Raw genomic sequence first — 24,988 nt, forward strand, 5'->3', positions numbered from 1 at the left:
CGGTCCGAGAGGCCGGGTCCGCATCGCCGGCGGCCGATGCTCCCGAGCCGGTAGGTGCATCGGCGCCGGGACCGTCGGTCGCGCGAGGCCCGGGATCCGGCGTGGCCGGTCCGGTGGAAGGCCGTGCGGCGGTGCTGTTCTCGGAGTCGGGCTCAGGCTTCATGAACGGTGACTCCGCGGTGCACGGTGCGCAGGCAGCGCGGCAGGGTCGCGTCCGGGGTGAGGGGCGGGAGGCCGGGGACGCGGGAGCGGGGGTCGGTGGACCAGCGCTGCACGGTGTCCGCGGCGGCCGCGACGACGAGCTCGCGGGCGTCCCAGATGGCATAGGAGGCAGGAGCTCCCGGGACGAGGGTGCCGGCGACACCGTCCCGGACGCCGCCCGCGCGCCAGGCGCCGCGGGTGGCCGCGGCGAAGGCGGCCCGTGGTGAGATCTGATGGCCCGGGGTGCGGTGGTTGACCGCGGCGCGGATGGCCTCCCACGGGTTCAGGGCGGTGACCGGTGCGTCGGAGCCGATGGCGAGGGAGATGCCCGCGGCGGCCATGGCGGCGAAGGGGTTGAGGGTGGCGGCGCGTTCGGCGCCGAGGCGGGTGGCGTACATGCCGTCCGGGCCGCCCCAGGCGGCGTCGAATCCCGGTTGGACGCTGGCGATCACGCCCCAGGTGGCGAGCTTCCCGATCTGGTCGGCGGTCATCATCTCGGCGTGTTCGAGGCGGTGCCCGCGGGAGGCGACGGCCGGGCCGCCGAGTTCGCCCACGGCCCGCTCGAATCCGGCGACGACCGCGTCCATGGCGGCGTCGCCGATGACGTGGAAGCCGGTCTGGATGCCGGCCTCGGTGCACGCGAGCACGTGTGCGGCGATGGCCTCGGTGTCGAGGTAGGCGGTGCCGGTGGTGTCGCGGTCGGCATAGGGTTCGCGCAGCCACGCGGTGTGCGAGCCGAGCGCCCCGTCCACGAACAGGTCGCCGCCGAGGGCGTGCACGCCGAGTTCCTTGACCAGGGTGCGGGCTTCGTCGGCGGTGCGCACGGCCTGTCCCCAGTAGGCGCGCACCTCGACGCCGTGCCCGAATTCGAGGAGTTCTCGCACGTCGTCGGCGCCCGAGATCTCGGGTCCCGCACATTCGTGCACGGCCACAACGCCATTGGCGGCCGCCGCGTCCAGCGCGACCTGCCGGGCGGCATCCCGCTGTGCCCGGTTCAGTGCGCCCAGCGCGGCCGCGCGCACGCGGTGGTGGGCGCCCGCGCGCAGCGGCTCACCGCGGGTGAATCCGGGCGCCTCGGTGATTCCGGGTACCGCGTCCAGCAGTGCGGTGGAGGCCACCGCCGAATGTGCGTCCACGCGAGCCAGATACACCTGGCGTCCCGGCGCGGCGGCGTCGATCTCCTCGCGGGCCGGCGGCCGTCCGTCGGCCCAGGCGGTCTCGTCCCAGCCCTCGCCGAGGATCACCCCGTCCGGGTGCGCGGCGGCGAACTCCCGCACCAGCTGCAGACATTCCGCCAGCGAACGGGCCTGTGCCAGATCGAGTCCCGTCAGCGTCAGCCCCAGCCCGGTGACGTGCACGTGCGGGTCCACGAACCCGGGCGCCACGAACGCCCCGTCCAGCTCGATGATCTCGGCGTCGGGATGCAATGCCCGCCCTGGCTTGTCCAGCCCCACCCACACCACGGTCCCGTCACTGACGGCCATGGCCGTCGCGTCAGGATTGCTCGAACTGTAGATACGACCGCCGACAAGCAACTGGGTACTCACGGGTCTCCAGTCTGCCCGACGCCCGCGACGCGCCCGTCACCGCATCACCCGGGGTCAGCGTGTCAGGGTGCGCAGCGCGTCGATCAGGCCCGGACCACCGTTGCCGAGCGGCGCGAGGAATCTCGCCTCGGCCTCGGCGCGGACCCGTTCGGCCGCGGCCAGCCGGGCGTGGCCGTCGGCGGTGAGTTCGACGATGTTCTTGCGCCGGTCCTCGGGACTGCGCCGCCGCGCGAGCAGGCCCTTGTCCTCGAGGGCGTCGGCGAACTGGGTCATGGTGGTGCGGTCGATGCCCAGGCGCTGGGCCGCGTCCAGTTGCGAGAGCGGGGTGTCGGTGGCCTCGAGCAGGACCAGGACGGCCAGTTCCCGGCTGTCGATTCCCAAGGGCCGCAAGGCGGTTCCGATCTCCTCGGCCAACCGGTGGTACGCCTGTTTGAGCAGGTAGCCGAGGCGGGAACGGAGCACGTCGTCGGGGGTGTGGGCGGCCATGCCGCCGATCGTACCGTTCACTGATAGTCAGCTACGCTGATCGTCAGTAGTATTGACGAAATGATGGATATCGAATTCGGCGTGAAGACCACGCCCATGCGGGTCGCGTACACCGACATCCTGCGGGTCTGGGAGGAGGCCGACACGCTGCCGGAGATCGCGGACGCCTGGCTGTGGGATCACCTGCTGCCCGTGGCCGGGCCCGCCGACGGTCCGATCCTCGAGGGCTGGACCCTGCTCGCGGCCCTGGCCGCCCGCACCCGGCGGCTGCGCCTGGGACTGCTGGTGACCAGCAACCGGATTCGTGAGCCCGCGGCGCTCGGCAAGATCGCGAGCACGGTCGACGCGGTCGCCGGGGGCCGGCTGATCATGGGGCTGGGGGTCGGCGGCACCCGCCAGCCCGCCGACACCGGCGGCATCGCGGGACCGAATCCGGCCGAGGCCGAGTACGCGGCCTACGGCCTGCCGATCGTCTCGCCCGGTGAGGGCCTGGCCCGGCTGGCCGAGACCATCGAGATCCTCGAAAAGATGTGGAGCGAGCCGGAATTCGACTTCCACGGCCGCTACTACACGCTGCGCGGCAATCGCAACGAACCCAAACCGGTCCGCCGTCCGCCACTGCTGATCGGCGGCTGGGGTGACCGCACGCTGCGGCTGGTCGCCGAGCGCGCCGATCTGTGGAATATTCCGGGCCCGCCGCACAACGGCCTGGACTTCCTCGCCGAGCGCTCCCGGAGGCTGGACGCGCACTGCGCCGAGCTGGGGCGGGATCCGGCGCAGCTCACCCGGTCGGTGCAGTACATCGTCGACTACGACGACCCGGCGGGCACCCGCGGCACGGTGCTGGATCTGATCGGCGCGGGTTTCACCCACATCGTGCTCAGCCTGCGGGCGCCCTATCCGGACAAGGTGGCCACCTGGCTGGTCGAGAACGTCATCACCCCGGTGCGCGACCGGCTCTGAGGCCGGGACGCACCGGGGTGAGGGAAAGCGCTGTGGGTCAGCGGGGGTCGATCATCTTGTACCCGTTGCCCTGGCCGTCGTCGTAGTACTCGGTCACGACGGTGGCGTCGATGACCTCACCGTCGGGGTCGATGACGACATTGCGGTAGCCGTAGGGGCCGACCGCGGTGGCGACGCGACCCAGGCGGCGAGCGGCGAAGGCGGCCACGACCGGGCGGAACAGGAAACGGGTGAAGGGCAGCAGGGCCAGCAGACCCAGCGCGGTGGTGAGCAGGCCGGGCACGAACATGAGGACCGCGCCGACCGCGACCAGGGCGCCGTCGGCGACGGCGGTGCTGGGTTCGAGTTCACCGCGGGCCGCGCGGCGGAAGCTCTGGAACACGCGCCGGCCCTGCGAGCGCACCAGCACCAGACCCACGGCCGAGCCCGCCAGCAGCAGCAGGATGGTCGGGAACACGCCGATGACGTGGCCGACCACGACGAGGGTCGCGATCTCGGCGACGAACCAGGCGAGGAACAACAGGGCAGGCATCGGGCGATCCTTTCGATCGATCTACCGGTGCAACGCGCGAGGGCGCGGTTTTTCTCCCGGATGCGTCGCCGGTCACACCCGCTAGGCGCTGCCCGGCCGCACCAGCCCGGTCTCGTAGGCCAGCACCACGGCCTGCACCCGGTCGCGCAGGCCGAGTTTGGTGAGCACCCGGCCGACGTGGGTCTTCACCGTGGCCTCGGACAGGAACAACGCGCCGGCGATCTCGGCGTTGGAGCGGCCGGCGGCGATGTGTTCGAGGACCTCGCGTTCGCGGGCGGTGAGCACGTCGAGGACGCGGGGATCGCGCCCGGCGGCCGGGTCCTCGGCGATGAGGCGGTCCAGCAGGCGCTTGGTCACCTTGGGCGAGACCACCGCATCCCCCGCGGCGACACTGCGAATCGCGGAGATCAGATCCTCCGGCGGCGTGTCCTTGAGCAGGAATCCGCTGGCCCCGGCGCGCAGCGCGCCCAGCGCGTGCTCGTCGAGATCGAAGGTGGTCATCACCAGAACCCGGCTCCCGCAACCGGATTCGATGATCCGCGCCGTCGCGGTCACCCCGTCGGTCACCGGCATCCGCACATCCATCAGCACGACATCGGGCCGCAGCTCCCCCGCCCGCGCGATCGCGGTGGCCCCGTTGTCCGCCTCTCCCACCACCTCGAGGCCGGGGTGCGCACCGAGCACCATCCGCAGTCCGGCTCGCATGAGCTCCTGGTCATCGACAACGAGAACGGTGATCGGCACCCTCCCAACCTATCCGGCCGCCCGGTGCGGTGGTGTGCGCGGGCCGGGGCCGATCGCGGGGCGCTCGGGTCGTCGCAGGTGGGAGGCACTCAGTCGGGGACGTCGCGGTCCAGGGGGATGGTGGCGCGGACGGTCCAGCCGCCGTGGGGGTTTCGGCCCGCGGTGAGGGTGCCGCCGAGGACTGCGATGCGTTCGCGCATGCCGACCAGGCCGAGGCCGCTGCCGGGGATGCGGGCCGGGGGCGGGAGGACGGTGAGTGTGGTTGGGGCGCTGGGGGATCCGCAGCCGCCGGGGGTGGTCGCGGGCTCGACGGGGGCACCGCCGGAGTCGGTGATGTCGAGCAGGACGTCGGCGGTGCGGCGGGTGACGCGGACGTCGGCGTGCGGGTCGGGACCGGCGTGACGGAGGGTGTTGGTCAGCGATTCCTGGACGATGCGGTGGATGCCGAGACTGACCTCGGGGGTGACGGTGTCGAGTTCGCCGCTGAGTTCGAGGGAGACGTCCAGGCCCGCGCTGCGCATCATGTCGACGACCTTGGCGATGCCGGCGGTGCCGTGCTGCGGAAGTTGTTCGGGCGCATGCTCGGTGCGCAGCAGTTCGACGGTGCGGCGCAGTTCGCGCAGGGCGTCGCGGCCGGTGCCGGCGATGGTGGTGAGCGCCTGTTCGGCGGTGTCCGGGTCGTGGCGCAGGGCGTAGCGGGCGCCGTCGGCCTGCACGATGATGACGCTGACCGCGTGCGCGACCACGTCGTGCAGTTCGCGGGCGATGCGGGTCCGTTCGGCGGCGACCGCGTCGTGGGCGCGGCGTTCGCGGTCGTAGTCGGCGACGGCGAGGCGGGCGGCGACCTCGGCGTCGTAGGCGTGGCGGGCGCCGACGAATTCGGCCAGCGTCCAGCACAGCGCGTAATAGAGGGCGGTGAAGGCGATGTCGGTGCCCGACGGTTTGCCGATGGCGGCCGCCGAGATGAGGCTGTCGAGCAGCAGGATGCCGAGGTAGAGCAGACCTTGGCGGCGGCCGACATACGCGACCAGGGTGTAGAGCATGATGCCCAGCCCGAGCAGCGCCGGGTGCACCGAGGTGTCACCGACCGCCCCGTGCACCAGTGAGGCCGCGATGGACAGCAGCACGACGGCGAGCGCCGCGGCGCGGGTGTGGGTGCGGCGGAACACGATCGGCAGCGGCAGCAGCACACTGAAGACCAGGTAGGTCGGCTTGTACTGACTGTTGCTCAGGGCGAGCACATCGATGGTGAGCAGCAGCAGCGCCACCCCGGAATCGGTGATCAGGGGCTTGCCGCGCAGCCACAAACTGAACCGGCGCACCCGTCCACCCTACGGTCGTGCCCGCGGGCGGCCTCGGGTCGGCGTGCCCTCGGCACTCAACCGTTTGATCTTGCTCCGGGGTTTCTGGTTGGGTCGCCCTGTGAGCCTTACGGACTGGGCGGTCTTGCTGACCGCGGCGACGGCGGCCGGATGGGTCGATGCGGTGGTCGGCGGCGGTGGCCTGATCGTGCTGCCCACCCTGTTCGTGGTGCTGCCCGGCCTGGCCCCGCAGACGGCCCTGGGCACCAACAAGATCGCCGCGTTCTCCGGCACCAGTGCCGCGGTCCTCACCTTCGCCCGCCGGGTCCCGATGCGCTGGAGGGTCCTGATCCCGGGCGCGGTCATCGCCGCGATCGCGGCCGGGGTGGGTTCCGCGGCGGTGGCGCTGATCGACAAGAAGTACTTCGTCCCGATCGTGATGGTCGTGCTCGTCGGCGTGGCGATCGTGGTGACCCTGCGCCCCTCGGTCGGCGTCACCATGGCCACCCATCCGCCGACCCGCCGCAAGACGATCCTGGTGGTCGCCCTGGCCGCGGGCCTGATCGGGCTCTACGACGGCCTTCTCGGCCCCGGCACCGGGACCTTCCTGATCATCACCTTCGCCACCCTGCTCGGCACCGAGTTCGTGCGCGCCGCCGCCATGGCGAAGGTCATCAACTGCGGCTCCAACCTGGGCGCGCTGATCTTCCTGGCGAGCACCGGCCATGTGCTGTGGGCGCTGGGCCTGTCCATGGCGGTGGCGAATGTGGCCGGGTCCGTGGTCGGTTCGCGGATGGCACTGGCCAAGGGCGCGGGCTTCGTCCGCGCCGTCCTGCTGGTGGTGGTCGTCACCATGGTGATCCGCCTGGGCTGGCAGCAGTTCGGCGGCTGATCCCGGACCCGCGACGGTCAGACGCGGGCTTCCTCGGCGGGCCGGTGACCGCCCGGCAGCGAGCGGGGGGCGCCGCCGTCGAAGGCGGAGCGCTGCAACGACTCCGGGCCCAGCCGATGCACGGTGGTCACCGGCCGGAAGGCGTCGGACTCCTGGCGTAGTGGCCCGTCGGACAGCAATGCGGTCTGCTCCCCGGGCAATTCGCGCGGCGCGTCGGTCTCGGGCTGGGTCAGCCACGGCGCCAGCACCTTCGAGGTGGTCTCCTGGATCTTGCGCTGCAGCGCTTCGCCGTCCTCGAGGCCGGGCCGCTGGAACAGCACGGTGAGCGCGCCCGAGACGGCCCCGACCACCGCGCCCACCAGCGCGGCCGCGCCGACGTCGTCGAGTTCGTCGGGGAAGGCGGCGCGCAGCTGGCGCGCGATCTCCTGCTGGGAGGCGAGCTGAGCGTAGGCGGCGCGACCCGATACGGCGGGCACGGTGCGCGAAACCTGCGCGCGCAGCATGGCGATGCGGGCAGCGAGGGTGTCGCCGAGGTGGTCGCCGGGGTTGTCACCGGCGGCGCGCAGGGCGCGCAGCAGCACCTCGACGGGGCGTTCCCCGGCACGGCGGGTGGCGATGGCGCGCACGGCGGCCTGCACACGTTCGTCCGGCTCGGGGAACAGTAGTTCCTCTTTGCTGGCGAAGTAGTTGAAGAACGTCCGGGTGCCGACTTCGGCGGCGGCCGCGATATCGGCGACGGTGGTCGCCTCATAACCTCGGCTCTCGAACTGTTCGACGGCGGCTTCGAGCAGGGCTCGGCGGGTGCGTTCCCGTTTGCGATCGCGGAGTGCGGATGGCGGCACGCGGGCAGACAGTACGGCATCCGGTCAGCAAAACGTGGCACGTCCAGCTGTCGTGCGCGCCGTTTCAGGCTGTGCTGCTTCACACTTCGTGCATCGTTGCAGCGTATGCAGTTTTGCGCGGCGTGAATTCGGTTCGAGGTGAGTCGTTTCTTGAACGCCCGGCGTGTCGGCCTCTAGCGTGGTGCGGGTGAGCATCGCTACCAAGGTCGTGGACGAGCAGTTCCGCACGCTGCCGCTGTCCGCGCTGGCCGACGCCGCGCTCGGCGCGGCCCGCGCGGCCGGCGCCGAGTACGCCGATCTGCGCGTGCATCGGCTCGTGCAGCAGTCCATCCGATTGCGTGACGGACGCGTCGAATCGGTGTCCGACAGTACCGATCTCGGGTTCGCGGTGCGTGTGATCGTCGACGGCACCTGGGGTTTCGCCTCGCACGCCGACCTCACCACGGGCACCGCCGCCGAGGTGGCGCGCCGCGCGGTCACCGTGGCACAGACCCTGCGCGCACTCAATCGCGAGCGCGTCGAGCTGGCCCCGGAGCCGCGCTACGACGGCGCCGAATACGTCTCCGCCTACGAGGTGGACCCCTTCGAGGTGCCGACGCCGGAGAAGGTGGCGCTGCTGCTGGACTATTCGGACCGCCTGAAGGCCGCCGACGGCGTGGATCACGTGACGGCATCGGTGCTGCAGGTCAAGGAGCAGACCTTCTACGCCGACAGCTTCGGCTCCCGCATCACCCAGCAGCGGGTCCGGCTGCACCCGCAGTTCGAGGCCATCACCGTCGACCCGTCGGCGGGCGTGTTCGAGACCATGCGCACCCTCGCCGCCCCGGCCGGGCGCGGCTGGGAGTACGTGACCGGCGCGGACGGAACCTGGGACTGGGCGGGCGAACTCGCGCGGATGCCGGAGTGGCTGGCCGAGAAGGTGAAGGCCCCGACCGTGCAGGCCGGGCCCGCCGACCTGGTCATCGACCCGACCAACCTGTGGCTGACCATTCACGAGTCCATCGGCCACGCCACCGAGTACGACCGAGCCATCGGCTACGAATCCGCCTACGCGGGTACCTCTTTCGCCACCCCCGACCTGCTGGGCACATTGCGGTACGGCACCCCGATCATGCATGTGACCGGCGACCGCACCCAGCGGCACGGACTGGCCACGGTCGGCTGGGACGACGAGGGCGTGGCCGGGCAGCGCTGGGACCTGGTGCGCGACGGCGTGCTCGTCGGCTACCAGCTCGATCGCGTGTTCGCGCCCCGCCTGGGTCTCGAGCGCTCCAACGGCTGCTCCTACGCCGATTCCGCACACCACGTGCCGATCCAGCGCATGGCCAATGTGTCGCTGCAACCCGATCCCGACCACGACACCAGCACCGCCGAGCTCATCTCCCGCGTGGAGAACGGCATCTACATCCTCGGCGACAAGTCGTGGTCGATCGATATGCAGCGCTACAACTTCCAGTTCACCGGTCAGCGCTTCTTCCGCATCCGCAACGGTGAACTGGCCGGGCAGCTGCGCGATGTCGCCTACCAGGCCACCACCACCGACTTCTGGGGTTCGATGGAGGCACTCGGCGGGCCCTCGACCTGGGTGCTGGGCGGGGCGTTCAACTGCGGTAAGGCGCAACCCGGTCAGGTGGCGGCGGTCTCGCACGGCTGCCCCTCGGTCCTGGTGCGCGGCATCAATATTCTCAATACCCGCGCCGAAGCCGGACAGTAGGAAAGGACCGACACGGTGAGTGTGCTCCCCGCCCCCGAGGTCGTCGACCGCGCGCTGCGGGCCTCCCGCGCGGACGAGGCCATGGTGATCGTCACCGACGCCCACGAGGCGTCGCTGCGCTGGGCCGGAAATTCCATGACCACCAACGGTTCCTCGGTCTCGCGGGACTGGGCGGTCGTCTCGGTGTTCCGTGACGGCCCGACCACCGCCCGCGTCGGCAGCGTCAGCTCCACCAGCGTGGATCCCGCCGACATCGAAGCCGTGGTGCGCGCCAGCGAAACCGCCGCCCGCACTGCCGAATCCGCGCGCGACGCCATGCCGCTGCTGCACCCGGACGCCGTCGACGCCGACACCCTCGACAAGCTGCTGGACTGGGACGGCGACCCGGCCACCACCGACATCGGCGTCTTCACCACGCTGGCAACCGATCTCGCCGCCGGCTTCGACGGCGCCGACCGCCTCTACGGTTTCGCCCACCACCAGATGCACTCCACCTGGTTGGGCACCTCCACCGGTCTGCGCCGGCGCTGGGTGCAGCCCACCGGCTCGGTGGAGATCAATGGCAAGCGGGGTGCGGGCGCCGAGCTGGCCAGCGCCTGGGTCGGCACCGGCACCACCGATTTCGCCGACGTCGACACCCCCGGCCTGCTGACCGAACTGGCGCGCCGCCTGGACTGGAGCAAGCGCCGCGTCGACCTGCCCGCGGGCCGCTACGAGACGCTGCTGCCGCCCTCGGCCGTCGCCGATCTGATGATCTACATGGCCTGGACCATGGAGGGCCGCGGCGCGCACGAGGGCCACACCGCATTCTCGCGGGCCGGCGGTACCCGAATCGGGGAGCGGCTGACCGGGATTCCGCTCACCCTGTACTCGGATCCGAGCGCGGCCGGGCTCGAGTACCGGCCGTTCGTGGCGACGCCGTCGTCGTCGGAGTCGCTGTCGGTGTTCGACAACGGCCTGACCGCGCAGCGCACCGACTGGGTCCGCGAGGGCGTGATCGAGTCACTGGTCTACCCGCGCGCCACGGCCGCCGAATTCGACGCGCCCGTCACGGTGCCGGGTGAGAACCTGCTCATGACCGGTGGCGGCGAGGCCACCCTGCCGGACATGATCGCGCGCACCGAACGCGGCCTGTTGCTGACCTGCCTGTGGTACATCCGCGAGGTCGATCCGGCCACGCTGCTGCTCACCGGCCTCACCCGCGACGGCGTCTACCTGGTCGAGAACGGTGAGGTCACCGCGGCGGTCAACAACTTCCGCTTCAACGAGAGCCCCCTGGATCTGCTGCGCCGGGTCAGCGAGGCGGGCCGCACCGAGATCACCCTGCCGCGCGAGTGGAAGGACTGGTTCACCCGGACGGCCATGCCGCCGTTGCGGATTCCCGACTTCCACATGTCCTCGGTGAGCCAGGCGACGTAGCCCGCGCCCGCCGACGCCGGACCGTACATCCGAATCCGATTGCCGCCCGGCCCGATCCGCGGCGCGTCGGGCGCCCTCCGCCGCCTCGCACCTCGATCATGACGACTCCGGTGGCGATCACCCCCGCGTGAGCGCGCGGGTGATCGCGCGCGACCGCGATACACGGTGCGCCGAGACCGTCGGTCGCCGTGCTACTGCGCGTCGAGCCGGGCGGCCAGTGCGCGCTGGCGGGCGGTGGAGCCGCGCAGGAAGCGGATGACCGTTTCGAGTTCCTCGGTGCTGAAATCCTCGTAGTGCGAGTGGACCTCGCGGGCCCAGTCCTCGAACAGCGGCACCAGGTCGGTGTCGACCGGCTGATCGCAGAGTTCGATCAGGACCCGGCGCTTGTCGGTGGGGTGTGGAACGCGACGTAGGTAGCCGCGTCGTTCGAGGCGGTCCACCAGGCCGGTCACCGAGGCGGGGGCCAGGCCGCTGCGCTCGCCCAGTTCCTTGGCGGTCAGCGGGCCGTGTCGCTGGAGCAGGTCGATGGCCTTCATATCGGTCGCACCCAGGCCCTGTTTGGCGGCGATTGCGCTGTGGAACATGACGGCGACCGTGCTGGAGTCACGCCCGACATTGTCGAGCTCGCCGATCACCGCCGCGCGGTGCTCGTCCGTGCTGTCGCCGGACTCCCCCGGCCCGGTGGTGCTGGTCATGGCACGACTCTACCAAGTATTTCGTTCGCCCGAACGAATCTATTGACGGGGTCCGTCGCCGGCCATATTGTTTTGTTCGGCCGAACGAAATACTTTCAAGGAGTCCGCCGTGACCCTCACGACCCCCGCACCATCCGAGAACTCACACGTCATCCCCCATCCGCGACGGTGGGCCGCAGCCGTCGTCATGATGGTGGCCGCGCTCATGGACCTGCTCGACGTCACCATCGTCAATGTCGCACTGCCCTCGATCGGGACGGATCTGCACGCCGCGGGCGATCAGCTGCAGTGGCTGGTCTCGGCGTATCTGCTCGGATTCGCGGCCAGCCTCATCGTGGCCGGTCACCTCGGCGACCGGTACGGCCGCAAGCTGCTGTTCCTGTGCGGCACCACCGCATTCGGGCTGGCGAGCCTGGCCTGCGGGCTGGCGCAGTCACCCGGCCAGCTGATCGGGGCCCGCGCGCTGGAGGGCGTGGCGGCGGCGCTCATCGTGCCGCAGGTGCTCGGTTCCTTCCGCACCCTGTTCGAGGGCAAGGAGCGCGGTGCGGTGTTCGGAATGTACGGCGCCATCGCCGGTTTCGCCTCGGCCATCGGCCTGCTGCTCGGCGGCGTGCTGACCGACGCCGACCTGTTCGGCTGGGGCTGGCGGGCCATCTTCCTGGTGAACGTCCCGGTGGCGGTGGCCGTCGTGGTGCTGGGCGCGCTGCTGATTCCCGCCACCGGCGAACGCGGCGCCGCCCGCCCGGATCTGCTCGGCACGCTGGTACTGGCCGGTGGCCTGGTGGCCGTCGTGTATCCGCTGGTCCAGGGCGAGGCCAATGGCTGGCCGGTGTGGGGCTGGCTGTGCCTGGCCGCGGGTGGCGCGGCGCTGGCGGGGCTGGCGCTGGCAGAGTCCCGGCGTCACGCGACCGCGCCGCTGCTGCCGCTGCCGGTGTTCCGGCGTCCGGCCTTCTCGGTGGGTCTGCTCGTGCAGCTGCTGTTCTCGATCGGCATGCAGGGCTTCTTCCTGATCTTCGCGCTGTGGCTGCAGGCGGGCCAGGGCTACAGCCCGCTCCAGGCCGGTGTGCTCACGGTCGCGTTCTCCGCGGGCGGGTTCCTCACCGCACCCGCCGCCGACGGCCTGGCCGTGAAGTTGGGCCGCTGGGTGCTGCTGGCCGGGGCGCTGCTGATGGCGGGCGGTTTCGGCTGGGTCGGTCATGCCGTCGACCACGCCGCCGCCCACCACACCGGGGCCTGGCCGCTGGCGCCGGGACTGCTGCTGGCAGGGGCCGGACTCGGATTCCTGGTGGTGCCGCTGGCGAACGTGGTGCTGTCCGCGGTGCCCGCCGAGACCGCGAGCGCCGGATCCGGAATCCTCTCCACCGCACAGCAATTCGGTGGCGCGCTGGGTGTCGCGGTGATCGGCACGGTGTTCTTCCACCACACCTCCGCGGGCCCGGCCGACGGCTTCCACGCCGCCGCGCCGTGGATCGTGGCCGCCATGCTCGGGTGTGCGGCGCTGTGCGTGCTGCTGCCACGGCATGCCACGCGGCACGACTGACCAGCGTGGCGGTGGCCCGACCGCGCGCGGATCGGTCCGCGCGCGGTCGGCGCGTGAACCGGTTCGGTTCCGCGCCATGGTTTCCCGGCAACTTCTCGGGGCAGGAACGATGATGTGCCGATATCGGCTCCGACTTCATCACAGAGACGGCAATCCCCCGCCGCTTCGTTCCCCCATGAAGGAGTACGGCCATGAGCAAGGTAGTCACCGGCGCGAGCATGTCCCTCGACGGATACATCGCGGGCCCGGGCGAAACCGGATTCGAGCACCTGTTCGCCTGGTACCAGAGCGGCGATGTCCCGATCCCCAGCACCCACCCCGAGATCCCGTTCGACCTGACGCCCGAAGATGCCGCGTATCTGCGGGCCTGGCTCGACGGGGTCGGTGTCTACATCGTGGGCAAGCGCCTGTTCACCCTGACCAATGGCTGGGGCGGCGTGCACCCGGCGGACAAGCCCATCGTGGTGGTCACCCACACCGTGCCCGACGAGTGGGTCGCCGACCATCCCGAAGCCCCGTTCACCTTCGTCACCGGCGGTGTGAAGGAGGCCGTGGATGTCGCGCGCGGCATCGCCGGCGAGAAGATGGTGGGCGTCAGCGGCGGCAATGTCGCCCGTCAGTGCCTGGAACAGGGCCTGCTGGACGAGATCTGGGTCGATATCGTGCCGGTGCTGCTCGGCGGCGGCGTGCCGCTGCTGGGTGAACTCTCGAACGCGCCGGTACTGCTGGAGGATCCCGAGATCGTCGCGGGCACCCGCGTCACCCACCTCCGGTACCGCCTCCGCTGAGGCGCTGACCTCGGCCCGTTCGGGGCATGGTTGTGCTGTCGGCGAACCGGTTGTCGTGACGGTGGTTTCGGGCGCATCCTGGGATTGAGGGTACGTAATCATGTAATCGGGATGGTGGTCCTCGTGGACGACGAAGCTGCCCTCTCGTCGATGGACGAGAACGCGAACTCAGCGGCATCGACCCCGCAGCCCGGCTTCGGAACCCCCGACGCCGAGGCAATGGACGCCTACTCGCGCACGGTGGTCGCGGTCGCCAAATCGGTGACACCGCACGTCGCCAGCGTGCAGACCCGCCGCGGCGGAGGTTCGGCGGTGGTCTTCACCGACGACGGCTTCCTGCTCACCAACGCGCACGTGGTGGGTGAGGCGGCCGAGGGGACCGTGGTGTTCGCCGACGGGCTGGAATCGAGATTCGATGTGGTGGGGGTGGATCCGCTCTCGGACCTGGCAGTGCTGCGCGCCCGCGGCGGCGCGCCGACCGCGGTGACGCTCGGCGACGCCGACACCCTGGTGGTGGGCCAGCTGGTGGTCGCCGTCGGCAGCCCGCTCGGGCTGGCCGGATCGGTGACGGCGGGCGTGGTGAGCGCGCTGGGCCGGTCGGTGCCGGTGGGCAATCGCCGCGCCGCGCGTGTGATCGAGGACGTGATCCAGACCGATGCCGCCCTCAACCCCGGCAATTCCGGTGGGGCGCTGGCGGATTCGGCGGGCCGGGTGGTGGGGATCAATACCGCGGTCGCCGGCATCGGCCTGGGTCTGGCCATTCCGATCAATGCCACCACCCGCCGCATCATCAGCACCCTGCTCACCGAGGGCCGGGTCCGGCGCGCCTACCTGGGCGTGGTCGGGGTGCCCGCACCGCTGCCCACCGCCGTGGCCGCCCGCACCGGGCAGGATGCCGGGCTGCGCATCGTCGAGGTGGTGCGCGGCGGCCCGGCCGAGCGCGCCGGACTCCGGCGCGGGGATCTGATGCTCAGCGTCGCGCGCACCGAAATCCGTGACGCACAGGGGATTCAGCGGCAGCTGTTCGCCGACGCCATCGGGCGCTCACTGCCGGTGACGGTGCTGCGCAACGGCGCGATGGTGGATGTCATCGCGGTGCCGGTGGAACTGACCGCCGACTGAATCGGCGGCTCGGTATCGAAATACCGGGCGCTGCCCGGAGTCAGGATGCCGAGCGCTGGTCCGCGTGGCCCGGCTGCCAGATCTCGGCGAGCTCGTCGAGCGGGATGTCCAGTGCGCGACTCAGGGCCACCACGGTGCCGAACGCCGGGGTGGGCAGCCGGCCCGATTCGATCTTCCGCAGCGTCTCCGGTGAAATACCCGCGCTCGCGGCCACCTCCAGCAGCTCCCGGCCGCCACGGGCGGCACGCAGCGCGGCGCCCAGGCGCCGACCGGCTTCCAGCTGGGCGGGGGTGAGGGGCAGTCGGACCATGCCCGCCACCCTACGGTTGGTATTTAAATACCGCAACCCGCTATGGTCGGTATAAAAATACCGAAACGAGGAGGTTGCCATGGTGGAGCTCAAGAGCCCGGCCGAGATCGAACGCATGCGAGTGAGCGGGCAGTTCGTGGCCGGAGTGCTGAGCGAACTGCGGGAGAAGGCGCAGATCGGGGTGAATCTGCTGGAACTGGAGGCCGTGGTGCGCGACCGCATCCGCGAGCGCGGCGCGGTCTCCTGCTACTGGGACTACTCCCCCTCGTTCGGGCGCGGCCCGTTCCGCAATACCGTCTGCCTCTCGGTCAATGATGCAGTGCTGCACGGACTTCCGTTCGACTACACCCTGCGCGACGGCGACGTGCTGAGCATGGATCTGGCGGTGAGCATCGACGGCTGGGTCGCCGACTCCGCGGTCACCACCATCGTCGGCACCCCCGATCCGGAGGACGCACGCCTGGTCCGCGCCACCGAGCAGGCCCTCGACGCGGCCATCGCGGCGGCGTGGCCCGGCAACACCATCGGCGACCTGTCCGCGGCCATCGCACAGGTCGCCCGCGCCGGCGGCTACCCGATCAACACCGAATTCGGCGGCCACGGTCTGGGCCGCACCATGCACGAGGACCCCCACGTGCCCAACCAGGGCCGCGCCGGGCGCGGCTTCCGGCTCCGCCCCGGCCTCACCCTCGCCATCGAGCCCTGGTTCGCGCGCGGCACCGACCGCATCGTCACCGACCCGGACGGCTGGACCCTGCGCTCGGCCGACGGTTCGCGCACCGCCCACTCCGAGCACACGATCGCCGTCACCGACGCGGGCCCGCAGGTCCTCACCCGCGCGGCATGACCGCTCCGGCCTGGGCGCGGAAACCCGGACGGCACGTCGGGTTTCCGCGCCCGGCCGCGTGACGGGGATCGACGTCCGGGCTACGCGGATGCCCGGCCGGATCCCGGCGTCACGGCCTCGGGGCCGCGAAGGCGCTGCCCATCACGGATGTTCGTCTGCCGATCGACATCGATCCCTTCATCTCCGCGCGCTGTGCACTGTGGGCTTGACCACGTCGCTGTGATCCAGCTAACGTCTCGCCGAACTAAGCGCCCGCTTAGTCTACATGTGACCGGAGCCACGTCACCCCCGCTGGCAATCCGGTCGGTTTGTCGACCACCTGGTCCTGCCAGGTGCAGGCTCGTGAAGGACCGCAGATGAGGAAAATCGCCGCCACCTCCGCCCTGTTGATCGGCTCCGCCGTCATCGGGTGTGCGACGGCCACTGCCGCCCCGGCCCCCGCCGACCAGGCCCCGGTGAACTACGTCGCGAACACCGGCGCCGACGGCGCCACCGTGATCCGCACCGACGCGGGCTCGATGAGTGTCGACAACGGCATGTTCACCATCCGGGCTGCCGACGGCACCGTGCTCACCGGCGCCCAGCTGTCCTTCCGCGTCGACGATTTCGTCTTCCCGATCACGGCCGAGATCCACGACCGCACCGCCACCCTGACCCCGCAGTTCGATCAGGCGCACGCCGTCTACCAGCCGGTCTCACTCCCCTACGAGGACCAGGCCGGATTCAAGAGCCAGTTCGAACGCGAGCAGTACGCCTGGAACCGCCTGCGCGACACCGTCGGCATGGGCGCCACCGTCGGCACCTTCGTGGGAGGTATCGGCGGCGCGGCACTGGGCTGCCTTGTCGGCGCGGGCGTCGCGGGCGTGGCCACCGCCCCGGTGCTGGCACTGTTCGGCGCGGGCCCGCTGGCGGGCTGCATCGGCGGCGCGGCTGCCGTCGGTTTCCTGGGCACCCTGGCCGGTCAGCTGCTGGTGACCGCCCCGGTCGCGATCGCCGCCGCGGTGCAGTACTTCACCACCATCAACGCCCCCTTCACCCCGCCTGCTCCCAAACCGGCGAGCTGACCCGAGCCCGCGCCCGGCCCGCCCCGTCATCGCGGGACCGGCCGGGCGTCCCTCGCGCCCGGCCGGTGATCGGATGAAACACTCTCTGGGAGATACTCATTCGATGGGCAACGACGACATCGCGCCGATCACCGGGGACGGCATCCGCGACACCGCCGCCGACGGCTGTCGCGACACCGCCACCGACGGCTCTCGCGACACCGCCACCGACGGCTCTCGCGACACCGCCGCGGTGGCGCATCTGGAGCTCACCCAGCGCCGCTTCCCCGAGGGCCAGCGCCGGATCTTCCTGGCCGCCATCGACGCCTTCGCCGAACGCGGCTTCCACGCCACCACCACCCGCGACATCGCCGCCCGCGCCGGGCTGAGCCCGGCGGGCCTGTATGTGCACTTCGGCTCCAAAGAGGAAGTGCTCTACCGCATCTCACTGTCGTCTATGCGCCTGACCCATCAGGTCGCGGTGGCCGCGTCCGCCGGTTCCGGCAGCGCCGCCGACCATCTCAGCGCCGTGGTGCGCGATCTCACCGTCTGGCATGCCGAGCACGCCGCCTCGGTGCGGGTGGTCCTGCACCACATGACCGACCTGACCCCCGAGCACCGGTCCGAGGTCGTCGACCTCCAGGTCGCCATTCACCGCCTGGTCCGCGATCTCGTGAGCCAGGGCCTCACCGACGGCGTCTTCGACGTCTCCGACACCAATGCCGTCACGCTGGCGCTGATGTCGCTGTGTGTGGACACCGCGCGCTGGTACCAGAAGGAGTACCGCCGCTCCCCCGAGGAGATCGGCGCCGACTACGCGGCGCTCGCGCTGCGGATGGTCGGGGCCGATCCCGCCTAGCCCGCCCGGCCGGCCGCGGGCAGGCCATCCGTCACCAGATCGACTGCGCCGCTGAGATATTCGGGCGTCAGGGGCTCGCCGCGCAGCAGCAGCCGGAACCAGATCGCGCCGGCGAGCAGGTCCATGATCGCCGCCGGATCGCAGGTCGCGGCCAGTTCGCCCCGGGCCATCGCGCGCTGGAACACCGGCTGTTCTCGGCCGAGCCGGTCGGCGAAGAACGACGCCCCGACCGCCGCCAGGTGCGGGCGCGCGGGGGCGGCCGCCAGCACGGCGATCGCGATGGGCGCGGTCGCCTCGGCGGTCAGCAGCCCCGCGATCGCCTGCGCGAGCGCCATCAGATCGCCCCGCAGGCTGCCGGTGTCCGGCACCGGGAAGGCCAGCACGTCGGAGTCGATGAGCGCCGCGGCCAGCAGTGCGTCCTTGGCCGGCCACCACCGGTACAGCGTCGTCTTGTTCACCCCCGACCGTTCGGCCACCGCCTCCATGGTCAGCCCGTCATAACCTTTGGCCGCCAGCAGATCCAGCGTCGCCTCGAAGATCGCCTCGGCCTGTCGCGGCCTGCCCGCCGATCGTCGTCCCGGTGTCGTCACTCTCCCAAAATACAACACAACGTTGCGTTGCGTTCCCGGCACTGCTTTCATGGAAACGCAACGCAGCGTTGCATTTCGATTCGGGAGGTAGTCATGACGAAAACGCCGGTCCTGCTGGTTCACGGCATTCGGCTGAGCAGCGCCTGCTGGGTGGAGGTGGGCGAGCATCTCACCCCGCAGCGCCCGGTCCTGGCGATCGATCTACCCGGCCACGGCACCCGCCGCGGTGAGCGCTTCACGCTGCCGGGCGCGGTCGAGGCCGTGCGCGCGGGTCTCGATCGACTCGGCGGATCGGCGCTGGTCGTAGGTCATTCATTGGGTGGCCTCGTCACCACCGCGGCCACAGCGGCCCATCCGGACCAGGTATCGGGTGTGATGCTCGCCGGTGCCACCCTGGTCCCGGGGCCGGCGCTGGCGAGCCCGTTCCGGCTCATGCATCGCGTCCTGTCGTCCCGGCCCGACGGTGGACAGGCCCTCAGCGAGAAGGTGTTCGACCGTGCGGTGCCGGCCCGGGTGGCCGCGGCGATCGCCCGCGGCGGCATCGCCACCGAGGTGATTCCGGATGTGCTCGCCGCCGTATCCGGCTTCGATCCGGTTGCCGCACTGGCGACCTACCCGGGCCCGGTGCGCCTGATCAATGGCGGTCACGACCACTTCCGCCCGGGGGAACAGCGTTTCCTGCGCGCCTGCGCGAACGGCCGGCTCCTGATCGTGCCGCGCGCGGGCCACTATCTGCCGCTCACGCATGCCGCGACATTCGCCGACCTGGTCGCGGACTTCGCGGCAGCGCGCGACGCCACCCGCGAAGTCGCCTCCGCGCACTAGCGCCGAACGGGTCGGTCCTGGCCGGTCGGTTCGCGCCCCACGGTACGGACCCGCCCGGGGTGCCCGCCCATGACGCGGCGCGTGATCCGCGTCGCCCGCCGGTTCCGGATAGGCTGCGGAGGTGGACAACCCGTTCGGGCCCGTGGGCACCGCGAACTACGTCAATCTCGTCACCTACAAGAAGGACGGCACGCCGGTCGGCACGCCGGTGTGGGCTGCGCTCGACAATGGCCGCCTCTACCTCTGGACCGTCACCGACAGCTGGAAGGTCAAGCGCGTCCGCCGCAATCCCGAGGTCACGGTGCAGGCCTGCGATCTGCGCGGCAAGACCCGCGGCGAGATCGTGAAGGGCAGCGCGACCGTGCTCGACGCGGCCGGCACCGAGCGGGTGCGCGATCTCATCAAGCGCCGCTACGGCATTCAGGGCTGGCTGGGCATCACCCTGAGCAAGGTGCGTCGCGGCAGTGCGGGCACCATCGGCATCGAAATCGTTCCGGCGTAACGGTATTCGCGCACTGCGCGGCCGCCGGACCGGCTCGGCCGGTCTGGCGGCCGCGCGTGTTTCCGCCCCGGGTTCGATCTACGGTTGATCCCCGGCGATGATCGCGCCGAGGAGTCCGCCGACACCGCAGCCGACAATGGCACCGACCACGAAGAACCACACCCCGATCACCACGCCGACCACGCAGCCGATGAGTGCCCCGGCCACGATCGACCCGGCGCTCGCCACATTCTGCAGGGCCGCGACATCCGCGTTCGGGGCGGCGATATCGGCCGGATCCGACGGCCGCACAGTCAGTTGGGTCCCGGCCGCGTTCACCTCGGGTATCACGTCGAGGGTGCGGTCGGCGGTCCGATAGACCAGCGGCAGTGCGGCGATGATCTCCCCGGTGGGCGCGACGATGTTCACCGTGCCGTCGGTGAGCTCGAAGTGGCCCGCGGTGAGCGTGGTGGTGACCGCGCTGCGGTCCTGGGCCAGGGCGATGGAGTAATCGACACCCCGGTCGGCGCCGCTGATTCCGGGGGCGGCGACGGCGGGTTCACCGTGCGCGGTCACCGTGGCGACGCACAGGGCGGCGACGGAAACTACAGTGGTAGCCGCGATTCTGGCAATTCTCATGATGGTTCCCTGCGATAGAAGGGCCGATTCACCGCAGGGCCGAGCAGGCGCATCCATGGGATACGCCGGAACACTGCAACTCATTACGCATACGCGATGGAGCGGCGAATCGGGGAAATTCCCACATCGAATTATCTGACCCGAGAACGCCTTTGGAACGTTACCGGGTGACCCGGTGCCTGGTGACGAGTACGAAGTCAGCCCGAACGCGACACCGGGACGATTCTCATGATCCGCTCAGCGTGAAGGGCAGGGAAGACCGAGGTGCCGGGGTTGTCCGCCCTTGTCCTGCACGTCACCCCGGCACGCCGCGACCGATCGAACAGACCGGTCGAATTCGATTACTCCAGTTCGCCTTCGGTTTCCAGATAGATCTGCCGCAGCCGATCCAGGGTGTCACTCTCGGGCTGTTCCCAGAGCTTCCGCTCCGCCGCCTCGAGCAAACGCTCCGCAATGCCGTGCAGCGCCCAGGGATTCGACTGCTCCATGAACTTCCGATTGGTCTCGTCGAAAACATAGGATTCCGCGAGCTTTTCGTACATCCAGTCGGCGACCACGTTCGTGGTGGCGTCGTAGCCGAACAGATAGTCGACGGTGGCGGCCATTTCGAACGCGCCCTTGTAGCCGTGCCGGCGCATGGCTTCGAGCCAACGCGGATTCACCACGCGCGCCCGGAACACCCGGGTGGTCTCCTCGGACAGAGTGCGGGTGCGCACCGCGTCCGGGCGGGTGCTGTCGCCGATGTAGGCCTCGGGATTCTTGCCGGTCAGCGCCCGCACCGCCGCGACCATGCCGCCGTGGTACTGGAAATAGTCGTCGGAGTCGGCGATGTCGTGCTCGCGGGTGTCGGTGTTCTTGGCCGCCACCGTGATTCGCCGGTACGCCGTGCGCATGTCGTCCGCGGCGGGCGCGCCGTCGAGGTCGCGGCCGTAGGCGAAACCGCCCCAGGCCGTGTACACCTGCGCCAGATCGTCGTCGGTGCGCCAGCTCTTGGAGTCGATGAGCTGCAGCAGACCCGCACCGTAGGTGCCCGGCTTGGAGCCGAAAATCCTTGTGGTGGCCCGGCGTTCGTCCCCGTGCTCGGCCAGGTCGGCCTGGGCGTGGGCGCGGACATAGTTGGATTCGGCGGGCTCGTCGAGCTCGGCGACCAATCGCACCGCGTCGTCCAGCAGCGCCAGCACATGCGGGAAGGCGTCGCGGAAGAAGCCACTGATGCGCACGGTCACGTCGATGCGCGGACGGCCCAGCTCCTCCAACGAGACGGCCTCGAGCCGGGTGACGCGGCGGCTGGCCTCGTCCCACATCGGCCGGACGCCCAGCAGCGCGAACACCTCGGCGATATCGTCGCCGGAGGTGCGCATGGCCGAGGTACCCCACACCGACAGGCCCACCGAGCGCGGATACTCGCCATGGTCGGCCAGGTATCGCACGAGCAGCGACTCCGCCATGGCCTGACCGGTTTCCCAGGCCAGCCGCGACGGCACCGCCTTGGGGTCGACCGAGTAGAAGTTGCGGCCGGTCGGCAGGACATTGATCAGGCCGCGCAGCGGTGAACCGCTCGGTCCGGCCGGAATGAAGCCGCCGTTGAGCGCGTGCAGGATTCGCGAGATCTCGACGCCGGTCTGCCGCAACCGCGGCACCACCTCGGTCGCCGCGAAGCCCAGCACCTTGCGCACCTCGGCCAGGCGGGCCGGGACCTCGGTGATCCCGGCCGCGTCGGCGAGCTCGCCGGCCAGCAGGGTCTCGCTGACCGCGTCGATGGAGTCGACATCCCAGTCGACCTCCTGCATGGTCAGCACCAGTTCGCGCGCCAGCTTCTCGAACGCGTCCACCCGGTCGCGGGCCTCGTCCCCGGATTCGCTGAGCCCCAGCGCTTCTCGCAGACCCGGGACATTGACCTCGCCGCCCCACAGCTGGCGGGCGCGCAGCATGGCCAGCACCAGGTCGACCTCGGCCTGCCCCGCCGGGGCCTGACCGAGAATGTGCAGGCCGTCGCGGATCTGCACATCCTTGATCTCGCACAGCCAGCCGTCGACGTGCAGCAGCATGTCGTCGAAGGATTCCTCGTCCGGCCGCTCGGTCAGCCCCAGATCGTGGTCCATCTTGGCCGCGCGCATGAGCGTCCAGATCTGCTGGCGGATGGCGGGCAGCTTGGCCGGGTCGAGCGCGGAGATATTGGCGTGCTCGTCGAGCAGCTGCTCCAGACGCGAGATGTCTCCGTAGGTTTCGGCGCGCGCCATGGGCGGGATCAGGTGGTCGACCAGGGTGGCGTGGGCGCGGCGCTTGGCCTGGGTGCCCTCGCCCGGGTCATTGACCAGGAACGGGTAGATCAGCGGCAGGTCGCCGAGGGCGGCATCGGTGCCGCACGACGCCGACATCCCGAGGGTCTTGCCCGGCAGCCACTCCAGATTGCCGTGCTTGCCGAGGTGCACCACGGCGTCGGCGGCGAAGCCCTCCGGCGCGGCCAGCCAGCGGTAGGCGGCCAGGTAGTGGTGACTCGGCGGCAGATCCGGGTCGTGATAGATGGCCACCGGGTTCTCCCCGAACCCGCGCGGCGGCTGCACGATCAGCACCACATTGCCGAAACGCAGTGCGGCGATGACGATCTCGCCCTCCGGGTCCGCGGACCGGTCGACATAGAGCTCGCCCGGCGGCGGTCCCCACGCCTCGATCACGGCCGTGCGCAGATCCTCCGGCAGCGTCTCGAACCACCGCGTGTACGGGTCCGCGCCGATGCGAATCGGGTTGCCCTCCAGCTGTTCGGCGCTGAGCCAGTCCGGATCCTGCCCGCCCGCGGCGATGAGCGCGTGGATCAGCGCGTCGCCATCGGCCTCTTCCAAGCCCGGGATCTCCCCCGCCGCGCCGAGATCGTAACCGGCGAGCCGCATTTCGGTGAGCAGCCGGATGGCGCTGGCCGGTGTGTCCAGGCCGACCGCATTGCCGATCCGGGCATGCTTGGTCGGATACGCCGACAGCACCAGGGCGACCTTCTTCCGGTCCGCCGGAATGTGCCGCAGCCGCGCATACCGCACCGCGATGCCCGCCACCCGCGCCGCGCGCTCGGCATCGGGCACATAGGTCGACAGGCCGTCGGCGTCGAATTCCTTGAACGAGAACGGCACCGTGATGATGCGCCCGTCGAACTCCGGCACCGCCACCTGCGTGGCCACATCCAGCGGAGACAGGCCGTCGTCATTGGCCTCCCACTGCTCGCGGCCACTGGTCAGGCACAGGCCCTGCAGGATCGGCACATCCAGATCCGCGAGCGCGCCCACATCCCACGCCTCGTCGTCGCCGCCCGCCGACGCGGTCGCGGGCTTGGTGCCGCCGGCCGCCAGCACCGTCACCACGAGCGCGTCGGCCGTGCGCAGTTCGGCCAGCAGTTCCGGTTCCGCGGTGCGCAGCGAGGCGCAGTACACCGGCAGCGCCCGCGCGCCCTTGTCCTCGATGGCCGAGCACAGCGCGTCGATGTAGCCGGTGTTCCCCGCCAGATGCTGGGCGCGGTAGTAGACCACCGCCACCGTCGGGGCGTCCGCCGCGACCGGGCGTGAATCCCGTTCCAGCGCACCCCAGCTCGGCATCTCCACCGGCGGCTCGAAGCCGTGCCCGGTGAGCAGCACCGTGTCGGACAGGAAGTTGTGCAGTTGCAGCAGGTTTCGCGGGCCGCCCGCCGCCAGGTAGTTGTGGGCGTCGGCGGCCACGCCGCCCGGCACCGTGGAGCACTCCATGAGCTCGGCGTCCGGCGCGATCTCACCGCCGAGGGCGACCAGCGGAATCCCGCTGGCGCGCACCGTGTCCAGCCCCGACTCCCAGGCGCGTTTGCCGCCGAGGATGCGCACGATCACCAGCTCGGCGCCGTCGAGCAGGGCGGGCAGGTCCGCCGGCAGCAGGCGCGCGGGATTGGCGAGCCGATACTCGGCGCCGCTCGCACGCGCGCTCAGCAGGTCGGTGTCGGAGGTGGACAGCAGCAGGATCACAGGTTTCAGGCCTTCCTAGGGTGACGCGCCCAGCACGGTTCGGCGCCCGCCGGGAAGGTCTGACTGTCACAGTGGCGCGACCGCACCGGAATTGCACCGGATTCTTCCGTTCGACGAGCGCGCCGATGCTATCGCGCCGACCGCGGAGGGTCGGTACCGCGCCCGGATCACAGTGCGGCAAAGGCTCGTCCGCACTCCTGCGAGCCCAGCTGGGCGCCGCGTACGCTGCCCGTATGCCAACCACTCCAGGATGGGTCAGGCGGAACCGCTTTGCTGCCTGGTCGGGGTACTTTTGCGTATTGGTTGCCTTCGCAACGCTGGCCATGGCCCTCACGGCCGCCGGCACCGGTCACACCGAGTGGGCCATGCTCGCCGGCATCATCTGCGCCGCGACCATCCTGTTCGGCATCACGGTCATGACCACCACCGTCCACCGCGACCACGTCGACCACCACAACGTCCCGAGCCTGCTCAACGACACCTGGGAAACCACCCCCGCCTTCGCCCGCCGCCGCGGCGCCCCCAGGGCCATCGAACCCCACCGCATGCGCTGACCCACCCGACCTCCCACCGAGATTCCGGGGCCACGCCCCGGAATCTCGCTGTCCGGGGCCGGCACTCCGCGCCGCGA

General features: G+C 70.8%; 24 protein-coding genes. 13 read left to right on the forward strand and 11 right to left on the reverse strand.

Features of this window, described 5'->3' with window-relative positions:
* Nucleotides 1-152 precede the first annotated feature (152 nt).
* On the reverse strand, nucleotides 153-1,748 hold the full coding sequence (locus ACQP1O_RS25360) for an amidohydrolase (RefSeq protein ID WP_433560964.1): 1,596 nt from the start codon (nucleotides 1,746-1,748) through the stop codon (nucleotides 153-155).
* A 54-nt stretch (nucleotides 1,749-1,802) separates the two neighbouring features.
* Nucleotides 1,803-2,234, reverse strand: coding sequence for a MarR family winged helix-turn-helix transcriptional regulator (locus ACQP1O_RS25365; protein WP_433560965.1), 432 nt, complete (start codon nucleotides 2,232-2,234; stop codon nucleotides 1,803-1,805).
* A 60-nt stretch (nucleotides 2,235-2,294) separates the two neighbouring features.
* On the opposite strand from ACQP1O_RS25365, the gene ACQP1O_RS25370 reads away from it, so the two are divergent.
* Nucleotides 2,295-3,197 (forward strand): LLM class flavin-dependent oxidoreductase, encoded by a 903-nt coding sequence (locus ACQP1O_RS25370; RefSeq protein ID WP_433560966.1) that lies wholly within the window; start codon nucleotides 2,295-2,297, stop codon nucleotides 3,195-3,197.
* A 37-nt stretch (nucleotides 3,198-3,234) separates the two neighbouring features.
* Here the strand turns inward: ACQP1O_RS25370 and ACQP1O_RS25375 are convergent, their stop codons facing one another.
* From ACQP1O_RS25375 to ACQP1O_RS25385, 3 genes are all read right to left on the reverse strand, one after another.
* The gene (locus ACQP1O_RS25375) at nucleotides 3,235-3,729 is read right to left on the reverse strand and encodes an FxsA family protein (RefSeq protein ID WP_433560967.1); all 495 of its coding nucleotides are present in this window, start codon (nucleotides 3,727-3,729) and stop codon (nucleotides 3,235-3,237) included.
* A gap of 81 nt (nucleotides 3,730-3,810) precedes the next feature.
* The gene (locus ACQP1O_RS25380) at nucleotides 3,811-4,473 is read right to left on the reverse strand and encodes a response regulator (RefSeq protein ID WP_433560968.1); all 663 of its coding nucleotides are present in this window, start codon (nucleotides 4,471-4,473) and stop codon (nucleotides 3,811-3,813) included.
* Between the two features lie 89 nt (nucleotides 4,474-4,562).
* On the reverse strand, nucleotides 4,563-5,795 hold the full coding sequence (locus tag ACQP1O_RS25385) for a sensor histidine kinase (protein ID WP_433560969.1): 1,233 nt from the start codon (nucleotides 5,793-5,795) through the stop codon (nucleotides 4,563-4,565).
* Between the two features lie 100 nt (nucleotides 5,796-5,895).
* Between ACQP1O_RS25385 and ACQP1O_RS25390 the strand changes: the two genes are divergently transcribed.
* On the forward strand, nucleotides 5,896-6,666 hold the full coding sequence (locus ACQP1O_RS25390; RefSeq protein ID WP_433560970.1) for a TSUP family transporter: 771 nt from the start codon (nucleotides 5,896-5,898) through the stop codon (nucleotides 6,664-6,666).
* A gap of 17 nt (nucleotides 6,667-6,683) precedes the next feature.
* Here ACQP1O_RS25390 and ACQP1O_RS25395 read toward each other — a convergent pair whose 3' ends face one another.
* A complete protein-coding gene (locus ACQP1O_RS25395) occupies nucleotides 6,684-7,508 on the reverse strand; it encodes a TetR/AcrR family transcriptional regulator (protein WP_433560971.1) in 825 nt (274 codons plus the stop codon).
* 187 nt (nucleotides 7,509-7,695) lie between these two features.
* Between ACQP1O_RS25395 and ACQP1O_RS25400 the strand changes: the two genes are divergently transcribed.
* Both ACQP1O_RS25400 and ACQP1O_RS25405 read left to right on the forward strand, forming a co-directional pair.
* Entirely contained in the window at nucleotides 7,696-9,222 is a 1,527-nt protein-coding gene (locus tag ACQP1O_RS25400; RefSeq protein ID WP_433560972.1) for a TldD/PmbA family protein, read from the forward strand.
* A gap of 21 nt (nucleotides 9,223-9,243) precedes the next feature.
* A complete protein-coding gene (locus ACQP1O_RS25405) occupies nucleotides 9,244-10,641 on the forward strand; it encodes a metallopeptidase TldD-related protein (RefSeq protein ID WP_433567783.1) in 1,398 nt (465 codons plus the stop codon).
* A 191-nt stretch (nucleotides 10,642-10,832) separates the two neighbouring features.
* On the opposite strand, the gene ACQP1O_RS25410 is transcribed toward ACQP1O_RS25405, so the two are convergent.
* On the reverse strand, nucleotides 10,833-11,336 hold the full coding sequence (locus ACQP1O_RS25410; protein ID WP_433560973.1) for a MarR family winged helix-turn-helix transcriptional regulator: 504 nt from the start codon (nucleotides 11,334-11,336) through the stop codon (nucleotides 10,833-10,835).
* A 109-nt stretch (nucleotides 11,337-11,445) separates the two neighbouring features.
* Here ACQP1O_RS25410 and ACQP1O_RS25415 point away from each other — a divergent pair, with 109 nt between their 5' ends.
* From ACQP1O_RS25415 to ACQP1O_RS25425, 3 genes are all read left to right on the forward strand, one after another.
* On the forward strand, nucleotides 11,446-12,876 hold the full coding sequence (locus tag ACQP1O_RS25415; protein ID WP_433560974.1) for an MFS transporter: 1,431 nt from the start codon (nucleotides 11,446-11,448) through the stop codon (nucleotides 12,874-12,876).
* 191 nt (nucleotides 12,877-13,067) lie between these two features.
* Complete coding sequence (locus tag ACQP1O_RS25420) at nucleotides 13,068-13,664, forward strand: dihydrofolate reductase family protein (protein ID WP_433560975.1); 597 nt, start codon at nucleotides 13,068-13,070, stop codon at nucleotides 13,662-13,664.
* Between the two features lie 219 nt (nucleotides 13,665-13,883).
* Complete coding sequence (locus ACQP1O_RS25425; protein WP_433567784.1) at nucleotides 13,884-14,786, forward strand: S1C family serine protease; 903 nt, start codon at nucleotides 13,884-13,886, stop codon at nucleotides 14,784-14,786.
* Nucleotides 14,787-14,826: 40 nt separating this feature from the next.
* Here ACQP1O_RS25425 and ACQP1O_RS25430 read toward each other — a convergent pair whose 3' ends face one another.
* Nucleotides 14,827-15,096 carry a helix-turn-helix domain-containing protein gene (locus tag ACQP1O_RS25430; RefSeq protein WP_354832275.1) on the reverse strand — a complete coding sequence of 90 codons (270 nt, stop codon included), beginning with the start codon at nucleotides 15,094-15,096 and terminating at the stop codon, nucleotides 14,827-14,829.
* A gap of 79 nt (nucleotides 15,097-15,175) precedes the next feature.
* Here ACQP1O_RS25430 and map point away from each other — a divergent pair, with 79 nt between their 5' ends.
* The 3 genes from map to ACQP1O_RS25445 all read left to right on the forward strand — a co-directional run bounded on the left by map (nucleotide 15,176) and on the right by ACQP1O_RS25445 (nucleotide 17,845).
* Nucleotides 15,176-15,943 (forward strand): type I methionyl aminopeptidase, encoded by a 768-nt coding sequence (gene map, locus ACQP1O_RS25435; RefSeq protein WP_433560976.1) that lies wholly within the window; start codon nucleotides 15,176-15,178, stop codon nucleotides 15,941-15,943.
* A gap of 356 nt (nucleotides 15,944-16,299) precedes the next feature.
* The gene (locus ACQP1O_RS25440; RefSeq protein WP_433560977.1) at nucleotides 16,300-17,007 is read left to right on the forward strand and encodes a hypothetical protein; all 708 of its coding nucleotides are present in this window, start codon (nucleotides 16,300-16,302) and stop codon (nucleotides 17,005-17,007) included.
* Between the two features lie 103 nt (nucleotides 17,008-17,110).
* Nucleotides 17,111-17,845 carry a TetR/AcrR family transcriptional regulator gene (locus ACQP1O_RS25445; RefSeq protein ID WP_433560978.1) on the forward strand — a complete coding sequence of 245 codons (735 nt, stop codon included), beginning with the start codon at nucleotides 17,111-17,113 and terminating at the stop codon, nucleotides 17,843-17,845.
* On the opposite strand, the gene ACQP1O_RS25450 is transcribed toward ACQP1O_RS25445, so the two are convergent.
* Nucleotides 17,842-18,435 carry a TetR/AcrR family transcriptional regulator gene (locus tag ACQP1O_RS25450; RefSeq protein WP_433560979.1) on the reverse strand — a complete coding sequence of 198 codons (594 nt, stop codon included), beginning with the start codon at nucleotides 18,433-18,435 and terminating at the stop codon, nucleotides 17,842-17,844. The genes ACQP1O_RS25445 and ACQP1O_RS25450 overlap by 4 nt on opposite strands.
* A 93-nt stretch (nucleotides 18,436-18,528) precedes the next feature.
* On the opposite strand from ACQP1O_RS25450, the gene ACQP1O_RS25455 reads away from it, so the two are divergent.
* Nucleotides 18,529-19,260 carry an alpha/beta fold hydrolase gene (locus ACQP1O_RS25455; RefSeq protein ID WP_433560980.1) on the forward strand — a complete coding sequence of 244 codons (732 nt, stop codon included), beginning with the start codon at nucleotides 18,529-18,531 and terminating at the stop codon, nucleotides 19,258-19,260.
* Nucleotides 19,261-19,381: 121 nt separating this feature from the next.
* Nucleotides 19,382-19,762, forward strand: coding sequence for a PPOX class F420-dependent oxidoreductase (locus tag ACQP1O_RS25460; protein ID WP_433560981.1), 381 nt, complete (start codon nucleotides 19,382-19,384; stop codon nucleotides 19,760-19,762).
* Between the two features lie 78 nt (nucleotides 19,763-19,840).
* Here the strand turns inward: ACQP1O_RS25460 and ACQP1O_RS25465 are convergent, their stop codons facing one another.
* Nucleotides 19,841-20,380, reverse strand: coding sequence for a hypothetical protein (locus ACQP1O_RS25465; RefSeq protein ID WP_433560982.1), 540 nt, complete (start codon nucleotides 20,378-20,380; stop codon nucleotides 19,841-19,843).
* A gap of 341 nt (nucleotides 20,381-20,721) precedes the next feature.
* Nucleotides 20,722-24,357 carry a cobaltochelatase subunit CobN gene (gene cobN / locus ACQP1O_RS25470; protein WP_433560983.1) on the reverse strand — a complete coding sequence of 1,212 codons (3,636 nt, stop codon included), beginning with the start codon at nucleotides 24,355-24,357 and terminating at the stop codon, nucleotides 20,722-20,724.
* Nucleotides 24,358-24,656: 299 nt separating this feature from the next.
* Here cobN and ACQP1O_RS25475 point away from each other — a divergent pair, with 299 nt between their 5' ends.
* The gene (locus tag ACQP1O_RS25475) at nucleotides 24,657-24,911 is read left to right on the forward strand and encodes a hypothetical protein (RefSeq protein ID WP_433560984.1); all 255 of its coding nucleotides are present in this window, start codon (nucleotides 24,657-24,659) and stop codon (nucleotides 24,909-24,911) included.
* Nucleotides 24,912-24,988 lie beyond the last annotated feature (77 nt).

Origin of the sequence: Nocardia sp. CA-151230 (genome assembly GCF_050942175.1) — a bacterium.
GTDB lineage: Bacteria > Actinomycetota > Actinomycetes > Mycobacteriales > Mycobacteriaceae > Nocardia.

Coding starts and splice junctions, on each gene's coding strand:
- ACQP1O_RS25365 (WP_433560965.1), bottom strand. CDS start 2,234: ATGGCCGCCCACACCCCCGACGACGTGCTCCGTTCCCGCCTCGGCTAC.
- ACQP1O_RS25370 (WP_433560966.1), top strand. CDS start 2,295: ATGATGGATATCGAATTCGGCGTGAAGACCACGCCCATGCGGGTCGCG.
- ACQP1O_RS25375 (WP_433560967.1), bottom strand. CDS start 3,729: ATGCCTGCCCTGTTGTTCCTCGCCTGGTTCGTCGCCGAGATCGCGACC.
- ACQP1O_RS25410 (WP_433560973.1), bottom strand. CDS start 11,336: ATGACCAGCACCACCGGGCCGGGGGAGTCCGGCGACAGCACGGACGAG.
- ACQP1O_RS25420 (WP_433560975.1), top strand. CDS start 13,068: ATGAGCAAGGTAGTCACCGGCGCGAGCATGTCCCTCGACGGATACATC.
- ACQP1O_RS25425 (WP_433567784.1), top strand. CDS start 13,884: ATGGACGCCTACTCGCGCACGGTGGTCGCGGTCGCCAAATCGGTGACA.
- ACQP1O_RS25430 (WP_354832275.1), bottom strand. CDS start 15,096: ATGGTCCGACTGCCCCTCACCCCCGCCCAGCTGGAAGCCGGTCGGCGC.
- map (WP_433560976.1), top strand. CDS start 15,176: ATGGTGGAGCTCAAGAGCCCGGCCGAGATCGAACGCATGCGAGTGAGC.
- ACQP1O_RS25440 (WP_433560977.1), top strand. CDS start 16,300: ATGAGGAAAATCGCCGCCACCTCCGCCCTGTTGATCGGCTCCGCCGTC.
- ACQP1O_RS25445 (WP_433560978.1), top strand. CDS start 17,111: ATGGGCAACGACGACATCGCGCCGATCACCGGGGACGGCATCCGCGAC.
- ACQP1O_RS25455 (WP_433560980.1), top strand. CDS start 18,529: ATGACGAAAACGCCGGTCCTGCTGGTTCACGGCATTCGGCTGAGCAGC.
- ACQP1O_RS25465 (WP_433560982.1), bottom strand. CDS start 20,380: ATGAGAATTGCCAGAATCGCGGCTACCACTGTAGTTTCCGTCGCCGCC.